An 18085-nucleotide genomic window follows, 5' to 3' on the forward strand; every position below is an offset into this window, starting at 1 on the left:
ACATGAAAGGAATAATTTTAGCGGGAGGGTCGGGCACAAGGCTTTACCCAATCACCCGTGCAATCAGTAAACAACTGATGCCGATTTACGACAAACCGATGATCTATTACCCGCTATCGGTTTTAATGGGTGCCGGCATACGCGAAATATTAATAATCACCACTCCTGAAGATAACGAAAGCTTTAAGCGCCTGTTAGGCAACGGCGAGGACCTGGGCTGCGATTTTCATTACGCCATACAGGAAAAGCCTAACGGCCTGGCGCAAGCTTTTGTGATAGGCGAGGAGTTTATCGGCGGAGATAAGGTTGCTCTTATTTTGGGTGATAATATTTTCTATGGAACAGGATTCAGCGAGCTGATACGCACTTTTAATGATGTAGACGGCGCCGCGATTTTTGCTTACCCGGTTGCCGACCCTGAACGCTACGGCGTTGTGGAATTTGATAAGGATTTCAGGGCGTTATCTATCGAAGAGAAACCGGAAAAGCCAAAGTCAAACTTTGCCGTGCCCGGCCTTTATTTTTACGATAACCAGGTGGTAGAGATCGCTAAAAATCTGAAACCATCACCCCGGGGCGAATACGAGATTACAGATGTTAATAAGCATTACCTCACGAAAGGTGATTTGCATGTAGGCGTGATGGACAGAGGTACCGCCTGGCTGGATACAGGTACTTTCGATTCTTTAAGCGATGCCTCTGAATACGTGCGGGTTATTGAAAAGCGTCAGGCCACCAAAATTGGCTGTATCGAAGAGGTGGCTTATCGCCAGGGATTTATTGGTAGCGAGCAGCTTGAGATATTAGTTAACAAGTATATCAAGAGTGGATACGGATTATACCTGAAAACCTTGCTTGATTAACTTTTCACGGCTAATTTTAACCTGATAATCGTTAGATTTTTTCATCGCTGGGCGACGGAACCTTATTTCTATGCTTCACGAACGTGTAACCGGTGTATTGTAAAACGGCAAGGCTTTTCGCGCATTCTTCGCTTGTAAGTCAATTTTTAATTAGTCCTCTTAATTATTTCCTTTGCTGCTGCTGTTGCATCCACCCAACCAATCTCCGTATCTCTTCCAAACCAGGTTATTTGGCGTTTGGCAAAGCGGCGGGTATTTTGTTTGATCAGTTCGATAGCAGTAGATAAATCGGTTTTACCATCGAAATAATCAAACAATTCGGTGTAGCCTACAGTGTTTAAGGCATTCAGATGCCGGTAGGGCAGTAGTGATTGTACTTCCTCAACCAAACCGTCCTTCACCATGACATCAACACGGCTATTAATGCGGTAGTATAATACTTCGCGCGGCAAATTCAATCCAAATTTAAGAATGCGGAATGGCCGCTTATTTACAGCAGACGTGCGAAACGAAGAAAATGGTTTGCCTGTTCCTTCAAAGACTTCCAGGGCACGAGCCACACGTTGAGGATTGTTGATGTCTGCCTGAGCGTAATAGTCGGGATCTGCAATTTTTAACTTTTCCTGAAGATAGAGAAGTCCTTGGTTTTCAAGCTCCTGATTTAATCGCTGCCTTATTTTTGGATCGATATCTGGAAATTCATCAAAGCCCTCGCAAACAGCTTTAATAAATAAACCGGAGCCGCCTGCCAACACCACGACCCTGTGAGCCTTGAATAGTTCGTTTAATAAAGCCAGTGCTTGCTTTTCATATTTCCCGGCAGTGTAATTTTCGGTAATAGAAAGCGTATTAATGAAATAATGCTTTACTGCAGCTAATTCCTGGGCATTTGGCTTCGCCGTTCCGATGCTCATTTCCCGATAAAACTGTCTTGAATCCGCAGAAACAACCACCGTCTCAAAATGCCGTGCAACTTCAATAGCGGCCGCTGTTTTACCGGATGCAGTAGGTCCGGCAATAACTATAAGCATGGGATAGTCCATAGGCGATAGACCATGGTCCATAGTAAAATTGTTTGTTGTTACATTAAGTACTATGGACTATGGTCCATGGTCTGTCGGCTAATTAATAATCGTCGCTGCTGCCATGACGGCTTTCATCCTCATAATTTTCGTCATCGGAAAATTCATTGCCGAATTCATCTTCTTCATCTTCCTCCTCATCACTGCCACTTAGTTTTGGCGTTGTAACGTCCTCATCTACGCTCTCGCTCATTTCAGCAAACTCGTCGGCATCTTCCTCTCCGATAGCCATTTCATTCAGGAAGTCGAAATCATCACCTTCAGGATTGGCCACGGGTGTATTCAATACATTGCCGAACTGTTTAGGCGCTTCACCGATGGACTTGATAACGGCAGGATAACTAACCCCCGGCGTCTCATCCAGGATGATTTTCATCAGTTCTACATGAAAATCAAAAGGACGGTCGAAATTAAAAGTATAATAAAATTTTTGATGTGGGTCGTCAATGCGGCTGAGCAGTTTTACCTTATCCATAAGCACGCAGCCCCGATCAATTCTTCGCTGATTGGGCATATAAGTGATTTCCTCACCTTTAATCCACTGGTCATTGCTTACGTAAAATGAGGAAGGATATTCAGGATTATAACCGGTTGATTGATGAATCGCCCTGTGAAGGTCTTCAAATGTTTGGTTCGATCTGATATCGATTTCTCTTATCACATCATCGTAGTCTTCAAAAGCAACTCTGAATCTGTATAACGCCATTGTATAAGTATAGATTTTTTACAAAATTAATAATGTTTTAAGCATTTCGGAATTCGGATTTTCGATTTCGGAATTCGCAATCTTTGATCGTTAATTAGAAATCGTAAATTAAATCATGGCTTTCCCACAACTTTTAAGCCAATTTCGGCCCCTTTTGCAATTGTATAAGCAATGGCTTCATCGCGCGAGTTGGGAATCTCACCCTCCAGTATTGCTTCGCGTATCTGGTTTTTGATAATCCCGACTTCCCGGCCTTCCTTGATACCGAAGAGTTCCATAATATCGTTACCTGTCACGGGGGGCTGCCAGTTGCGAACTTTATCGCGTTCCTCAACATCTTTTAGTTTCTGTTGTACCAGCTCAAAGTTGCTGCGATATTTTTTTATTTTATATTCATTTTTGGTGGTGATGTCTGCTTTACACAACAGCATCAGGCTTTCAATGTCCTCGCCTGCATCAAAAAGTAAACGCCTAACCGCCGAATCAGTAACAATTGACTGCGCCAAAACTATAGGCCGTAAGTGCAGTTGTACCATTTTTTGTACAAACTTCATCTTATCGTTCATGGGCAGTTTTAGCTGGGCAAATATTTTTGGAACCATGCGCGCACCTTTATCTTCATGGCCGTGAAATGTCCATCCATGTCCAGGCTCGAAACGTTTGGTAGGTGGTTTTGCAATATCATGCAATATGGCGGCCCAGCGCAGCCAAAGGTCGTCGGTGGTCTCACAAATATTATCCAGCACCTGCAGGGTATGATAAAAATTGTCCTTATGGCTTTTTCCGTCAATGTAGTCCACGCCGTGAAGGGCTGTCATCAACGGGAATATTTTATGCAGCAAGCCTGTGTCGAACAAATATTTAAAACCAATTGATGGTTTGGCCGATAAAATAATTTTATTCAGTTCATCGGTTATCCGTTCCTGCGAAATAATACCGATTCGTTCTGCATTGTTTCTAATTGCGGACACGGCCAGATCATCAATCCTGAAATTAAGCTGGGTAGCGAAGCGGATGGCCCGCATCATGCGCAGCGGATCATCAGAAAAGGTCTCGGCAGGATCAAGCGGCGTGCGGATAAGCTTATTATCTAAATCGGCAATACCATTAAATGGGTCCAGTAGTTCACCATAATTATCAGGATGCAGTGATATCGCCAATGCGTTGATAGTAAAATCCCTGCGTTTTTGGTCGTCATCAAGTGTGCCGTTTTCAACTATAGGCTTGCGCGAGTCACGACGGTATGATTCTTTGCGGGCGCCTACAAACTCAATCTCCAGATCCTGGTATTTCAATGATGCGGTGCCGAAATTCTTAAATACCGAGACCTTTACTTTAAGCTTCTTCCCAACGCTTTCTGCAAAATCAATCCCATTACCCACAACTACTATATCTATATCCTTAGATGGCCGCCGCAGGAAAATATCGCGCACGAACCCGCCAATCGCAAAAGCCTGTACATTTTGTTCAGCAGCAAGCTTTGAAATAATAGAAAATACAGGGTTATTTAAATGCTTGACCACAGATTTTTATTTTTTGGGATTTCGCCAATCGGCTTCGGATTTAGTGTTTTTTTTATGGATTAACGCGGCTTTTAACTTAACCCAATTCAATCAGCCTAATAAACTCACTCAACTAACGTCGCAAAAATTCAAATTTCCCGTCAGGGGCTAAACGCATAATGGTAGATGGTGTTTTAATCTCTTTGCTATGCTGGTCAATGTCAACAACATAGTCCACGCCCTTTACAATTTCTTCGTCGATCTGTGAAAAATACTGCGGCGATGGTTTGCCACTCACATTGGCGGATGTAGATACCAGGGGCTTTTTCATGCGCTGTATCAGTTGCCGGCAAAACTCATGCTTGCAAACTCTTACACCTACGCTGCCGTCAGCAGCGATCAGGGCCGGTGATATATTTTTAGCACCGGGCATCACCAGCGTCAACGGGTTCTCTGCATATTCTATCAAATCGTAGGCAAGAGGGTTAACATCACTGATATAGCTTTCCAGCTTATTTTCCGTATCAAGCAAAATAATCATGCTCTTGGCCTCGTCTCGCTGTTTCAGTTGAAAAATCCGTTTTACTGCATCGGTATTGGTAGCATCGCAGCCTACCCCCCAGATGGTATCAGTAGGGTAAAGGATGATTCCTCCATTCTTAATAACTTCGAAAGCCTTTGCAACTTCGTCTCTAAGCATGGGGCAAATATACGCTCAAAGCCTTAATCATTTCTAATTCGTCCAAAAGTTCCATGCATTTGGGTATGCCGTACAGCTTGCAGGTGTTTTGTACGCAAGGCTCGCAATCCAGTTTACCCGTGCGTATGATAGTTAAATACTGCTTATTGTAAGGTGCAGTATTGTCCTCATTACCGGCGCCAAACAGCACAATTGCGGGTAAGCCCACACTATTAGCCAAGTGTGCGGGGCCGGAATCGGTTGTCAATATCGCCGCCGAATTAGCCATCAATTTCGCCAATCCCAGTAAATCGGTTTTACCGGCGGCGTTTTCAATCATGGTTTTATTTCTTACGCCGGCAATAATTTCGTCTGCAAATGCAGCCTCTTTAGGTGAGCCAATGAATGTAAAGTTTACACCTGCGAATGTTTGGGTAAGCAGCGTTACAATAGCCTGCGCCTTTTTTAGCGGCATCCTGCGCGATTGCGCCTCCGAATTAAAATTAATAAGCACCCGGTTGTCTGCCTTCTGAAATGGTAAAACGTTGGCATTCAGTTTTACCTGTCTGTTAGTTACAGCTTTCCCGGTAAACTGTTCTAATAAATAGATATACTCATCAACGCGATGGACATTTTTAGGAGGCTTAAAAGAGTCGGTCAGCATGAAGAATCCGCCTTCTTTACCATAGCCAACACGCCTTTTTGCACGGGTAGCCCAGGCTAATGTGATAGATGAAAGAGAGGAAGGCAGGTTAAAAAAAAGATCGTATTTTTCGGAACGAAGACTCTTTCCAAAATGATAAACACCACTCAATCCTTTATGATCCAGCTTTGAAAAAAGATGCACCTTATTTATTCCGGGAATTAATGCTGCAATGCCTGACAGTTCTTTTTTAACGATGACGTCAATCCCGGCATCCGGATAAAGTGATCTCACTCCTGCCACAAATGCGGTACTCATCACCACATCGCCGAGCCAATTGGGAAGCCGCAGTAGGATTTTCATGGTTAGTGAAATAGTGGGTTGCAAGTGGTTGGTTGTGAGCAGAAAGCGGGCAGCTATTTTACCGCTTTCTGCTCACCGTTCACAACTCACTAAACAGCTACGCTGTTTTCCCTCAATGCATCATTCAGGGATGTTTTTTTGTCAGTCGATTCTTTGCGTTTGCCGATGATAAGCGCGCAAGGCACCTGGTACTCGCCGGCAGGAAATTTTTTGGTGTACGAACCCGGAATAACCACAGAACGGGCAGGTACACGGCCTTTATACTCGATTGGCTTTTCACCGGTAACGTCAATTATTTTGGTCGATGCGGTCAGAACCACGTTTGCCCCCAAAACCACTTCGCTCTCCAGGTGAACGCCCTCAACAACTATAGCTCTCGAGCCTATAAAGCAGTTATCTTCGATGATAACGGGTGCGGCCTGAACAGGCTCCAATACGCCACCAATGCCAACGCCGCCACTTAAATGCACATGCTTACCAATTTGCGCGCATGAGCCGACAGTTGCCCAGGTATCAACCATAGTGCCCTCGTCAACATAAGCGCCGATATTCACATAGCTTGGCATCATGATAACGCCTTTTGCTATGTGCGCCCCATAACGGGCGATAGCGTGCGGTACAACGCGAACTCCGTTTTTGGCGTAGTCTGTCTTTAATTTCATTTTGTCATGAAAAACAAACGGGCCTACAGAAATTTCTTCCATCTGGCGGGTGGGGAAATATAATATTACCGCTTTTTTCATCCACTCGTGGGTGTGCCAGCGGTTCCCAATAACTTCGGCTACGCGGTACTCACCTTTGTCGAGCTTTTCAATTACGGTGTCGATAGCGTTTACATATTCGTTATAATTCAGCAGGTTCCTGTCTTCCCAGGCGTCTTCGATAAGTTTTTTGAGGTCTTGCATCTGTATGAATAAACTTTTGGCAAATTAAAGGAATTTTGAAGAATTTGTTTGTGGAAAGTTAACATGAGGGTGAAATGGGGTTTCATTTAAATCAGGCATTGTCCCGACAGCGTCTCGAAATCTTTGGACATTGTCCCGACATATCTTCAAATCTTTGTAATTTTGACAACTATGCCGGAAAAAGAAAAACTGAGAATAGACAAATATTTGTGGGCGATAAGGATTTTCAAAACCCGCACCCTGGCATCCGAGGCTTGCAAGGCCGGTCGTGTTAAGCTGGATAATCAAAACATCAAGCCCGCTCACGAGGTGAAAGTAGGAGAGGTGTACCAGGTGTCGAAGGGGCCGGAGCGTAAAGTGGTTAAGGTAACCGGCTTATTGGAAAATCGCGTTGATGCCAAAACAGCCGTAAATTTTTATGAAGATATAACCCCGGTTGAGCAGACACAATCATTTAAGTCCATGTTTCATGCGCCAATGCTTAAACGCGACCGCGGCACAGGCCGCCCCACTAAGCGCGACCGCCGCGAGATTGATGACCTGAAGGACGACTATTTTGAAAAGGGTTCGTAAATTTCTTATCTTGACATTGTTGCTTTGAAATTAGGCTTTAAATCTGAATGATAAACCGACATACTACCTTATTTAAAGCTTTAAACCTCACGATAGATTACCTGGTGTTGAACATCAGTTTGATAGCCACTTATTATATCGAAAACCATACAAGTATATTCAGCGGCGAAAATAAAAAATATCTTCCTATCGTTCTGGTATTTAACCTGATATGGCTCTTGTCGGCCAATATCTCGCGGCTTTACCGGGGCGTGCTGAACAAAGATTCTATTATTACTTTCCGTAATGTATTTCGCACGTATTTTTTGTTCGTCAGCTTCATTTGCTTTGCCATTTTAATACTCATCGGCACCGAAGCCTATTTCATAACCCGGCAATACCTGTTCTATTCATTAGCGTTGTTTGGAGTTTTGCTTGGGGCTTGGAAAGTGATATTCCTCCTGATAAGAAAAAGCGAGCGTGCGGCATTAATGGATACGCGCAAGGCTGTTATAGTAGGAGCAGGCCGCACCGGTTACGACCTGCACGAATACCTGCTAAAAAACTGGGATACCGGCTACCGCGTTGTCGGTTTTTTTGATGATGACCCTTCGCTGGTTCATGATGGTGACATGTACCTGGGCGATACCGGAAATTGCATAAAATACGTTAAGGAACACAAGATAACCGAGATATTTTGCACTCTGCCCGCCTCCCAAACAGCCAGAATTAATAAGCTGATGCTGGATGCCGACAAAAATCTTATCCGGTTTAAATCGATACCGGAATATTACGATTATGGCAACAAACCGGTTTTTATTCAGAGCTTCGGGCAAATACCGGTTATTTCCGTACGAGCCGAGCCGTTGGAGAACCTGCTTAACAGGGCGATAAAGCGGTCATTTGATATTGTTTTCTCGCTTTTTATTATCGTTTTTATATTTAGCTGGCTTTTTCCAATACTGGCCATACTCATTAAGCTGGAATCAAGCGGGCCGGTGTTTTTTACGCAGGTGCGTTCAGGCCATAACAATAATCCCTTTAAATGTTATAAATTCCGGAGCATGTATGTAAATGGCGATGCAGATAAAAAGCAAGCCACCCGTAACGACAGCCGGGTAACCAAAATGGGAGCTTTTATGCGAAGAACCAGTTTGGACGAATTGCCGCAGTTTTTTAATGTACTGATAGGGAACATGTCTGTGGTTGGACCACGACCGCACATGCTTAATCATACCGAGGAATACTCTGAGTTGATAGACATGTTTATGGTACGGCATTTCCTTAAGCCGGGCATTACCGGCCAGGCCCAGGTAAAAGGCTTTAGAGGGGAAACCAAAACAGTTGAAGACATGAAGCAGCGCGTGGAAGCTGACCTGTGGTATCTCGAAAACTGGTCTTTTCTTCTCGATTTAAAGATTATTTTCCTTACCGTGAGAAACTCATTAGTAGGGGATGAGAACGCTTTTTAGTTTTAGTCGTAAGTCTCAGGTCTTTTCTGACATAGAACCGGGTACTAACAGACTTTAAACTAATAATTTTCACCCTGCCACCGCTTAAAAGCTGATTGTGCTTCATCGCGCAGCAGTTGTACAAATGGAAGTTTCCGGTCGTTCATTTCGCAGCCAATCTCGTCGTAAATAAAATGGTCGTCGAAGCCAATGGCGGCTGCGTCGGCTTTGGTATTGGCGTAGTAAATTTTATCGATATGCGCCCAATAAATAGCACCAAGGCACATGGGGCAGGGCTCGCAACTGGTGTAAATTACACAACCTGACAGATCATATGTATTTAGCGCTTTACAAGCCAGTCGTATTGCCGAAACCTCTGCATGAGCTGTCGGATCGTTTTCAATAATAACCTTGTTTGCGCTCTCGGCAACTACCAGACCATCTTTAACTATCACTGCTCCGAATGGCCCGCCGAGCTCGTTCTCAATGTTTTGTTCCGACAGCCTGATAGCCCTGCGCATAAACTTTTCATGATTTTCCATCTGCCTCAAAAATAAAAAACCCCGGCGATAACCGGGGCCTTTGATGTCGATATTTAAAAAGTGCTGATTGAAGGTGGCGATAGTCGAAATTTCGCCATCTTCAAATCAAATTATTTCTTTTCTTTCGCGTACGCGTCGTTTAGTTTTTTCAGGAAATCCGCCGTAACGTCAAGGCTTGGGTCTGCATACAATAACTGCGTGTTGCCGCTCTGGAAAGTCAGTACCATTTTGTAGCCGTTTTCTTTCGCATATTGTTTCGTAAACTCGTAAACCTTTTCGTAAAGCTTTTTAGTTTCGTCGGCCTGGTTACTTTGCATTTGCGCACCTGCATTTTGCTCGTAAGCCTGCTCAGTTTGTCCTTCACGCTGTAAACGCTGCTCGGTAGCCGCACGCTGGTCGGCGCTCATAGTAGCTGCATTTTTTTGGTATTCAGCAATTTGACGCTGCAGAGCTTGTCTTTTTCCGCCTACATCATTTTGCGCAGCCTTGCCTTTGTCTTCCAGGCGTTTGCGCATATCTTTTGCTGCTTCGTATTTTGTAGTAACAGTATCTTCATTAATGTATACAATTTCCGGTTTCGAACCTGAGGTTGCCGGTGCTGCTGGTTTGTCAGGAGTTTTATTTTGATTGCATGCTGCTATGCCGGCGGCAAATAATACCCCCAGGGTGATTTTGGTGAAAAGAGAACCCGTAGCTTTCATTGTTTAAATGGTTTTTCTGCGTTATACAGAAATTTTGATTGTTTAATATTTGTAAAAATTTTGACAAAGATAATCTTTCGATACAAGTATCCTAATTTGATGTGCGAATGTTCGGACGATCTGGTGATTTAAAAATGGTTCGAAACATTTCTGTTAAGAAGAATGGTGTGAACCGGGCACACGCATACCGGCACACAAAAAATCCGGCCATCAAATCTGCATCAGTACATCATCTTTTCCACATCCATTACTTATCCACAAATGCGGTTTTTCGCGGATTTTTCGTATTTTTGAAGGTTATTGTTTTAACCATATATGAGCGAAGAAAATCAGGACAAATCAAATTATTCAGCGGATAATATACAGGTTTTAGAAGGTCTGGAAGCAGTGCGCAAGCGCCCGTCGATGTATATCGGCGATACAGGTGTAAAAGGTCTTCACCATTTAGTTTACGAGGTTGTCGATAACTCTATAGATGAGGCTTTAGCCGGCTATTGTACCGACATCAATGTGATCATTCATAAAGGAAACTCCATCACGGTAAAAGATAACGGACGGGGTATCCCGACCGGTATCAATAAAAAAGAAGGTAAGTCGGCACTCGAAATCGTAATGACCGTGTTGCATGCAGGCGGTAAGTTTGACAAGGACACTTATAAGGTTTCCGGTGGTTTGCATGGCGTGGGCGTTAGCTGCGTCAATGCGCTGTCAACCCATGTTAAAACCGTCGTTCACCGTGAAGGAAAAATATTTACCCAGGAGTATGAGCGCGGTAAACCGATGTTTGATGTAAAGGAAATCGGCGTGTCTGATAAAACCGGTACTATACAAACTTTTCAGCCCGACCCTGAGATATTTACAGTCACCACCGAATATAAATATGATACACTGGCAGCCCGTTTACGGGAGCTGGCTTATTTGAATAAAGGAATCCGCTTAACCCTGACCGATGAGCGGGAGACCAAAGAGGACGGTACGTTTTACGGCGAAGAGTTTTATTCAGAAGGCGGATTACGGGAGTTTGTTAAATTTCTTGATGGTACCCGTACGCCAATTATTCCCGAGCCGATTTATGTTGATGGCAACAAACAGGGCATCCCGGTTGAACTGTCGCTGCAATATAATGACTCATATTCAGAGAACGTCCACTCCTACGTAAATAACATTAATACGATCGAAGGAGGTACACACGTAGCCGGTTTCAGAAGGGGGTTGACCCGTACCCTGAAAGCTTATGCTGAGAAAGAAGGCCTTTTGAAAAACGTAAAAGTTGAAATCTCAGGCGATGACTTCCGCGAAGGCTTAACTGCGGTAGTATCGGTAAAAGTTGCCGAGCCCCAGTTTGAAGGCCAGACCAAAACTAAATTGGGCAACAACGAGGTAATGGGTGCTGTTGATGTTGCTGTGGGTGAAATATTAGGTAATTACCTGGAAGAAAATCCGCGCGAGGCCCGCATGATTGTCAACAAAGTGGTTTTGGCAGCCACAGCCCGGGCCGCTGCACGGAAGGCGCGTGAAATGGTGCAGCGCAAAAGCGTTATGGGCGGTTCCGGTCTGCCAGGCAAGCTGTCTGACTGTGCCAACAGCGATGCGTCTCTTTGTGAACTTTACCTTGTCGAAGGTGACTCAGCGGGTGGTACTGCCAAGCAGGGACGTAACCGCGAATACCAGGCCATTTTGCCATTGAGGGGTAAAATCCTCAACGTGGAAAAAGCCATGGAGCATAAGATTTATGAGAACGAAGAGATAAAAAACATGTTTACAGCGCTGGGCGTGAGCATCGGCACTCCGGAGGATGATAAGGCGCTGAACATGACAAAGCTCCGTTACCATAAAATCATCATCATGACGGATGCCGACGTGGACGGATCGCATATCACCACACTGATATTAACCTTCTTCTTCCGCTATATGAAGGAGTTGATAGAATACGGATATGTGTATGTTGCTTCGCCGCCACTTTACCAGGTGAAAAAGGGTAAGGAATTTGAATATTGCTGGAACGATGAACAGCGCGATGCTGCGGTTCAACGCCTGAAGGGCGCCGGAAAGGAAGACAGCGTGCATATACAGCGATATAAAGGTTTGGGTGAGATGAATGCTGAGCAGCTTTGGGAAACTACCATGAACCCTGCGACGCGTACTCTTAAAAAGGCTACCATCGAAAACGCCGCGGAATGCGACCATACCTTCTCCATGCTAATGGGCGACGAGGTAGGTCCGCGTCGTGAGTTTATCGAGAAAAATGCGAAATACGCGAGAATAGATACGTAATAATAATTAAACTTTAATAATCGAGGTCCTTGACTATAAAACGTCAAGGGCTTTTTTTATGGATCGTACAGTGGATTGCATTCCCAAGCGGGAACTATGAACGGAAACCCTGGAAGTTACTGGAACATGGTTTAACACTGGCAATTTATTTTCTCAAATACATTTTCCCCTTTCCATAATCAATAACGGCTTTATACTTCATCAATAAATCGCCGCCGATAACACCAAGAACTTCGGGGTGCCCCAGCTGGCGATAGGCGTGGTTAATGGTTGATAAATCAAGCACAGCCACCTCAAATTCATCTATTAGTAATCTGCCTACATGCAGGTCGCTTATTATTGCAGTCGATGATTCCATGGTATTGGTTCCAAGGCCGGTTGAAAGGCGGTCGCTTATGTTTAAGACTGCGTCTGCAAAGGCTTCAAGGAGCATAGTTTTATCGAACGCGGTTTTTGACGCACCGGTATCTAAAACTACTTTGAAACGCTTACCGAAAACTTTAACATTCAGCAGCGGGTGGAAGCCGTCTTCGTGCAGGTCTATAATCTGCAACGGTATGGAAAATTTTTTGGCAGCGGCCGGTATAGTTTTGTTAGTCATGGTCTGATGCTTCCTTCGCCATTTCAATTAAAATGGCATCCATTCTGTTTAATTCACTTTGTATATGGTCGAATATTTCGAGGCTTGATGGGTCTTCCTTCAATATCATAACAAGCCCTTTTACATTGGCCAGCGGGCTTCTGATCAAGTGCGACTGTTTCCAGGCCATATCCTTGATACTGTTGATATGGTCTTGTATGCGCCCGTAGGCGGTCTTTAAATCCTGTTCGGCATTTTTGCGCTCGGTAATATCATACAGCGCCATCATCATGCCTAATATTTCTTTTTTGTTATTGGTGATCGGGAACAGCCGCACATAGTACCAGCATTTGCTGCCGTCGGGTTGCGGGTAATCTATTTCATAATTGATATTGTTGCCGCTTAAAACTTCTTTTGCAAAGCCTTCGAACTGAGGGAACCTTTCTGCCGGGAAATAATCTGCCAAACGGTCGCCGCTTTCCGGGTCATGATGGTATTGCTGTTTAACAAATTCAATGGCTTTCTGATTAAATGCCTGTACTTTTAAATCAATATCAAAAAGTGCATAAGCAGTATCAGTTGTGTTTAAAATTGTCTGCAGGTTGGCTTCTGATTTTCTTAGCGCCTCTTCAGCTTTTAATTTCCCGGTAATGTCGTTGGTGAGCGACAGCCGGACAGGTTTACCTTCAAATATAATGTCATGTGCAATTATATTGACATACATCAGGGTGCCATCTTTCTTAAGATGTCTTACAATAACCGGACTTTCACTGCCGGGCATTTCCCGGCGGTATCCCTCCAGTTGCAGGCTATGATCCTCTTTAGGGCGAAGCGCCCTTGCATTCATGTGCAACAATTCCTCTTTTTCGTAACCATAATGCCTGGCGGCCGCGTCGTTCACCGCAATTATCGATTGGTCTTCCTTCGATATCATCCACATCGGCATGGGATTACTGTCGAACAGCAACTTATATTTTTGCTCGGACGATTTAAGCTCTTCTTCCGCTTTTTTTCGTTCGGTAACATCTATCATTGAACCAATGATCGTCGGCTCGCCGCCGATCATCGCCCTGCTGCCATAATATTCAACCCAATTTGAAGTTCCGTCTTTTTTATGGCCTTTCGCCTCGTAATGTATACTTTCTATCTCGCCTTTTATTCTGCGCCTAACGTTTTCGTTGGCAATGGCGCGGTAACTTTCGTCAAATATCTGTTCGATATCAAAAGTATCTACCATTTCGGCCGGCTCATAACCAAATACCTCCGCAAATCGGGGGTTCACGTAAGTAAAACGCCCATTCTTAACAATATAAACGCCGACGATTGATTTTTCGGCAATCGTCCTGAATTTTAGTTCAGCTTCCCGAAGTTCTGTCTCCATTCGTTTGCGGTCGGTAACGTCGCGGGCTATAACCATGATACGGTCATCCGTAAACTTTTTAACATTTACCTCGACAGTAAAAAGAGTTCCATCCTTATGCCTGAACGTACGTTCGCGTATAACCGGCTTCCAGCTATTATCCATCCGGTCGGGAAGAGGATCGGTCTTCTGTTCATTGGGGTCAACAATATCTCTTATATTCATTAGCAGCAATTCCTCGCGGCTATAACCAGTCATTTTACACATACTGGCATTTACGTCAGTAAACCGGCCATCAGTATCGAGCACATAAATGGTATCAGATGCCTGCTCAATGAGCGAATGATATTTTTCTTCGCTTCTTTGAATTTCGGCCGACCGCTGCTGAACCATTTTTTCGAGACCGGCATTCATTTCTCTTATTTTTTCTTCAGCTTCCGATCGCCCGTCATCAATTTTATTAAGCCACTTAGCCGTATGCCATATAACTGCCAGGCTTACCAGTAAAAACCCAACAGCTAACAATGACACCACTGTCTCGAATGAAAACATGCCTGTCGGCGATCGCCAATGAACTCCTAAAGCCCCGGTAAGTATTACCATCAGTACAATTAGCCCATATAGCCGGCGCGCCATCTGGTTACCTATCTGCCAGCCCGTAAACAGCCTGCTGATACCAATAGATGGGTTGAGCAACGATGCGGCGACAGACAAAATAAAAAACAAAACTGCCGTATGTATAGCCATCGACGTGATGTAAAACAGCGTGTGGAATAATACAGAGCCATATAAATAGCCTATTAGTGCAATAGCTGAAAAGATGACGACGATCTGGAACAGGAACTGGGATATAAAAGTGAAAAGCTGACTTTTTTGCCTGCTTAAAAGAAAACCAGCACCCAGCAATGTAAAACTTAAAGATGCATTAAACGCCATTCGGCCCGGAAATGGCAACAGTGATGATACCGGCGTTTGATCACTTATAAAAAGCTGGTCAATGCCTGCATTAAAATGAAACAAGTCCTGAAGAAGCGTGAGCAGGCTGATAATAAAAGCAAGAGAAGATAAAATAAAGAAAGAAGCTGGATAATACTTCTGCTGCCGGGGCAGTGTCAGTAACAGTGAGCTGCCTAATAAAACAAAACAGAGGGCCGGGTTAAACTTCATTGCAAGAAAGCCCGGTATAATGGTTTGTAATGCCGGCACATCAAAAATCCACCCGCACATCACTACCCCTCCCGTCACTATTACTATTAGTGCCGCTATTGTAATGGGTATATTCTTTGCAGGGGTATTCATGTATATCTGACAGGTTTCGGCATGAACATAATAGCGCTTATCATTATATAAAAGTATCAGCGGTTAACTTTTACGATTCCTGCAGCTATTAAGTTTTAGCGAAACACAAACAAGCAGTCCCCAATTATTAACCAGTTCGCAAATTTATAGGTAAAATTGAACAGAAGGAGCCGGGATGATATTATTTTTAAAAGGCAGGGATTTTGATCGTTTGCAACTTGAGATTTAAAGCATTTAATCCAATTGTAACTTCGTCGTCTATACACCATTCAACTTGCGGAAATAGTATTAAAACGGATAACCGATAGCCAGGTTAAATATCATGTTTGCGCCATGCCACCTGGCGTTAGTATAGTCTATGCCGTCAATTACTGTTCGTTGGCTGGCCGGTAATTCAGGTTTTATTAAAGGAAAACCAAAATCAGTACGTAACACCAATACGGTAAGATTAAAACGGAATCCGAAGCCGGCGTCTACAGCCATTTGATTAATAAAATTGGATCCAAAGGCAGCGGATGGCTGCAGCTTATTAGGCCGCAGCAGCCAGATATTTCCCGCATCGACAAACAATGCTCCTTCAACTATGCTGAATAACTTCGGTCTGAACTCGGCATTGGCTTCAATCTTTATATCACCTGACTCGTCAGCAAGGAAGTTATTGCCTTTGTTCAAGCTTGGCGGCAATACATAAGCGCCCGGCCCGAGCGAACGCGCCTGGAAACCACGCAGGCTGTTAGGGCCACCGATGAAAAATTGCTGACTGTATGGCAGCATTGTTGAGTTACCGTAAGAGAGTCCGACGCCAACCTGCAGCCGCGTAGCGAATTTTAAGCCGGGAGTAAACTTATGATAATAACGTAAATCGTTTTCCAGCTTTACATATTGATTAAATGGTGTGCCAAATACCTTTTTAACCTTGCCGGCTACCGTATCAGCGCCCATTATCAGGCCCAGCAAACTCGCGGATTCGCTTACTTTGCCATTGTAATAAATAGAGTTAGTCCGTGAATCGTCTGTGTTGTTATTGAAGGTATACGAATAAGACGGGCCAAACGTAAACTGATTATTGATAACATGCGCCAGCGCGGGGTTTCGGGTCTTTGCAATACTATCTTTATAAAGCTGGCTAACACTCGCAGCATCCACATATGTTAAATTAAAGAGATTTAAATCATGCTGCTTATGCAGATCGGGTTTCCATGAGTAACCAAACGATGCGTTAAAAGAATTCAAGTTGTATAGTTTCGTTCGGTTAACCAACGTATACCCACCCGTCAGTATAGTATGCGGTATAAAGGCATTCTCCGTGCTAAAGTTTAATGGCCCCACAAATCTTGGGAATGATATGCTTGGCTGTATACCAAACTGATAAATGTTATAACCGTTCCCGGTACCGCCAAACTGTAAATCGGTACTGGCAAATAAAGTAAGTAAAAATAACTCTGCACCTTTAAAGGTATTCCTGTTTTTAAAATTCAGGTTTACCTGGGTACCGTTATAGTAAGCAGAGGTTTGCCGTGCAAGCAAATCCACCGATAATGCTTTGCGTTTATACTGTGTTAACTGGTAATAAATATCAAGAAATGGCGAGTCGGGCGTAACATCTTCAAACCGGTTTTTTACATAGCTGAACGGGCCGAGATTGATCATCCGGTTTAATGAAGCATTATGTTTGGTGCGGTTATAGGTATCGCCCGGGTGAAGCAGGACACTATTTTTAAAAACAAAAGGACGCACCGTTTTCTTTGGGTCGATAACATTATACCAACGGTATTTTACAGCCGAATCCAGCTTATTTGCAGTATCCCTGAGAGAAAATTTAGGGTATACATAAATATCCCTGATCTTGTAGATCCAGCGGGCCTCGTCTGGTGTGGCATCTTTAACCTTTACAAACATATCCACCTGGTGATTTGCAACTGTGCTGTCGTAGCGCATAATCAGGTCTTCAGGTGCGAAATAGAAAAAACCCTCTTCCTTCAGCCGGGCATCTATTCGTATACGCTCATTTTTAATAACATCCAGGTTGTATTTATCCCCTGCTTTTAGCAGGCTATTGGCCGATGTGCCGGCAACAGCAGTATCCAGATCATCATTTGATTTAGGGAATGTAATAGACCGGTAGTGATAAGACGGTCCTGCATGAACGGTGTACACCGCTTTGGCAGTTTTACCTTTGCTGATGGTGTCGCCGGCTACCTGTGCCAGGAAATAGCTTACATTTTGCAGGCGGTTTTGTAATATGCTGCTGTTTTTTTCCAGATCAACACTGCTTACCAAAACCGGCGGTTCGCCGATATGCGTGTTCAGGTAGTGTTTAAGACCGGTTTTTTTGTTGGTGCGGGTTTTATTGTAAACCCAGAGCTTAAACCTTAAACCCAGTATACTGCTATTGGGCTGCGGCCTTAACAGAGCATTAAGGTCTTCTTTTAATTCCTTTGCATCGCTTTTCTTTATATCCTTGTCCTCAATCTTTATTTCGCCGCCGGTATAAAGTTTTTGGTTGGGCGCAAGGTATTTCGTGTTACTGCAGGCGCTCGCCAAAAGGGCCAAAAAAATAAAAATATATCTAAACTTTGCCAT

General features: G+C 43.9%; 15 protein-coding genes. 4 read left to right on the plus strand and 11 right to left on the minus strand.

Features of this window, described 5'->3' with window-relative positions; translation table 11 throughout:
* Window positions 1–2: 2 nt before the first annotated feature.
* The gene (gene rfbA / locus Q3W13_RS11840) at window positions 3–863 is read left to right on the plus strand and encodes a glucose-1-phosphate thymidylyltransferase RfbA (protein WP_302864019.1); all 861 of its coding nucleotides are present in this window, start codon (window positions 3–5) and stop codon (window positions 861–863) included.
* 146 nt (window positions 864–1009) lie between these two features.
* Here rfbA and miaA read toward each other — a convergent pair whose 3' ends face one another.
* From miaA to Q3W13_RS11870, 6 genes are all read right to left on the minus strand, one after another.
* On the minus strand, window positions 1010–1894 hold the full coding sequence (miaA, locus tag Q3W13_RS11845; RefSeq protein ID WP_302864020.1) for a tRNA (adenosine(37)-N6)-dimethylallyltransferase MiaA: 885 nt from the start codon (window positions 1892–1894) through the stop codon (window positions 1010–1012).
* 94 nt (window positions 1895–1988) lie between these two features.
* Window positions 1989–2651, minus strand: a complete 663-nt coding sequence (locus tag Q3W13_RS11850; protein ID WP_302864021.1) for a hypothetical protein — start codon at window positions 2649–2651, stop codon at window positions 1989–1991.
* Window positions 2652–2764: 113 nt separating this feature from the next.
* Complete coding sequence (locus tag Q3W13_RS11855; RefSeq protein WP_302864022.1) at window positions 2765–4174, minus strand: CCA tRNA nucleotidyltransferase; 1410 nt, start codon at window positions 4172–4174, stop codon at window positions 2765–2767.
* 112 nt (window positions 4175–4286) lie between these two features.
* Window positions 4287–4853 (minus strand): L-threonylcarbamoyladenylate synthase, encoded by a 567-nt coding sequence (locus tag Q3W13_RS11860; RefSeq protein ID WP_302864023.1) that lies wholly within the window; start codon window positions 4851–4853, stop codon window positions 4287–4289.
* Window positions 4846–5838, minus strand: a complete 993-nt coding sequence (locus Q3W13_RS11865; RefSeq protein WP_302864024.1) for a glycosyltransferase family 9 protein — start codon at window positions 5836–5838, stop codon at window positions 4846–4848. The genes Q3W13_RS11860 and Q3W13_RS11865 overlap by 8 nt, the downstream gene beginning before the upstream one ends.
* 89 nt (window positions 5839–5927) lie before the next feature.
* Window positions 5928–6743: a 2,3,4,5-tetrahydropyridine-2,6-dicarboxylate N-succinyltransferase gene (locus Q3W13_RS11870; protein WP_302864025.1), complete on the minus strand. Its 816-nt coding sequence runs from the start codon at window positions 6741–6743 to the stop codon at window positions 5928–5930.
* 171 nt (window positions 6744–6914) lie between these two features.
* On the opposite strand from Q3W13_RS11870, the gene Q3W13_RS11875 reads away from it, so the two are divergent.
* Window positions 6915–7316 (plus strand): RNA-binding S4 domain-containing protein, encoded by a 402-nt coding sequence (locus tag Q3W13_RS11875; RefSeq protein WP_302864028.1) that lies wholly within the window; start codon window positions 6915–6917, stop codon window positions 7314–7316.
* 47 nt (window positions 7317–7363) lie between these two features.
* A complete protein-coding gene (locus Q3W13_RS11880; protein ID WP_302864030.1) occupies window positions 7364–8767 on the plus strand; it encodes an undecaprenyl-phosphate glucose phosphotransferase in 1404 nt (467 codons plus the stop codon).
* Between the two features lie 59 nt (window positions 8768–8826).
* Here Q3W13_RS11880 and Q3W13_RS11885 read toward each other — a convergent pair whose 3' ends face one another.
* Together Q3W13_RS11885 and Q3W13_RS11890 are read right to left on the minus strand one after the other, a co-directional pair.
* Complete coding sequence (locus tag Q3W13_RS11885) at window positions 8827–9288, minus strand: nucleoside deaminase (protein WP_302864033.1); 462 nt, start codon at window positions 9286–9288, stop codon at window positions 8827–8829.
* Between the two features lie 110 nt (window positions 9289–9398).
* The gene (locus tag Q3W13_RS11890) at window positions 9399–9989 is read right to left on the minus strand and encodes an OmpH family outer membrane protein (RefSeq protein ID WP_302864035.1); all 591 of its coding nucleotides are present in this window, start codon (window positions 9987–9989) and stop codon (window positions 9399–9401) included.
* 315 nt (window positions 9990–10304) lie between these two features.
* Here Q3W13_RS11890 and gyrB point away from each other — a divergent pair, with 315 nt between their 5' ends.
* The gene (gene gyrB, locus Q3W13_RS11895; RefSeq protein ID WP_302864036.1) at window positions 10305–12263 is read left to right on the plus strand and encodes a DNA topoisomerase (ATP-hydrolyzing) subunit B; all 1959 of its coding nucleotides are present in this window, start codon (window positions 10305–10307) and stop codon (window positions 12261–12263) included.
* Window positions 12264–12408: 145 nt separating this feature from the next.
* Here gyrB and Q3W13_RS11900 read toward each other — a convergent pair whose 3' ends face one another.
* The 3 genes from Q3W13_RS11900 to Q3W13_RS11910 form a co-directional block, all read right to left on the minus strand.
* The gene (locus Q3W13_RS11900; RefSeq protein ID WP_302864038.1) at window positions 12409–12864 is read right to left on the minus strand and encodes an aspartyl protease family protein; all 456 of its coding nucleotides are present in this window, start codon (window positions 12862–12864) and stop codon (window positions 12409–12411) included.
* On the minus strand, window positions 12857–15502 hold the full coding sequence (locus tag Q3W13_RS11905) for a PAS domain S-box protein (RefSeq protein ID WP_302864040.1): 2646 nt from the start codon (window positions 15500–15502) through the stop codon (window positions 12857–12859). The genes Q3W13_RS11900 and Q3W13_RS11905 overlap by 8 nt, the downstream gene beginning before the upstream one ends.
* A gap of 288 nt (window positions 15503–15790) precedes the next feature.
* Window positions 15791–18085 carry a BamA/TamA family outer membrane protein gene (locus Q3W13_RS11910; protein WP_302864041.1) on the minus strand — a complete coding sequence of 765 codons (2295 nt, stop codon included), beginning with the start codon at window positions 18083–18085 and terminating at the stop codon, window positions 15791–15793.

Source organism: Mucilaginibacter sp. L3T2-6 (assembly GCF_030519355.1).
In the GTDB taxonomy this organism is placed as follows: domain Bacteria; phylum Bacteroidota; class Bacteroidia; order Sphingobacteriales; family Sphingobacteriaceae; genus Mucilaginibacter.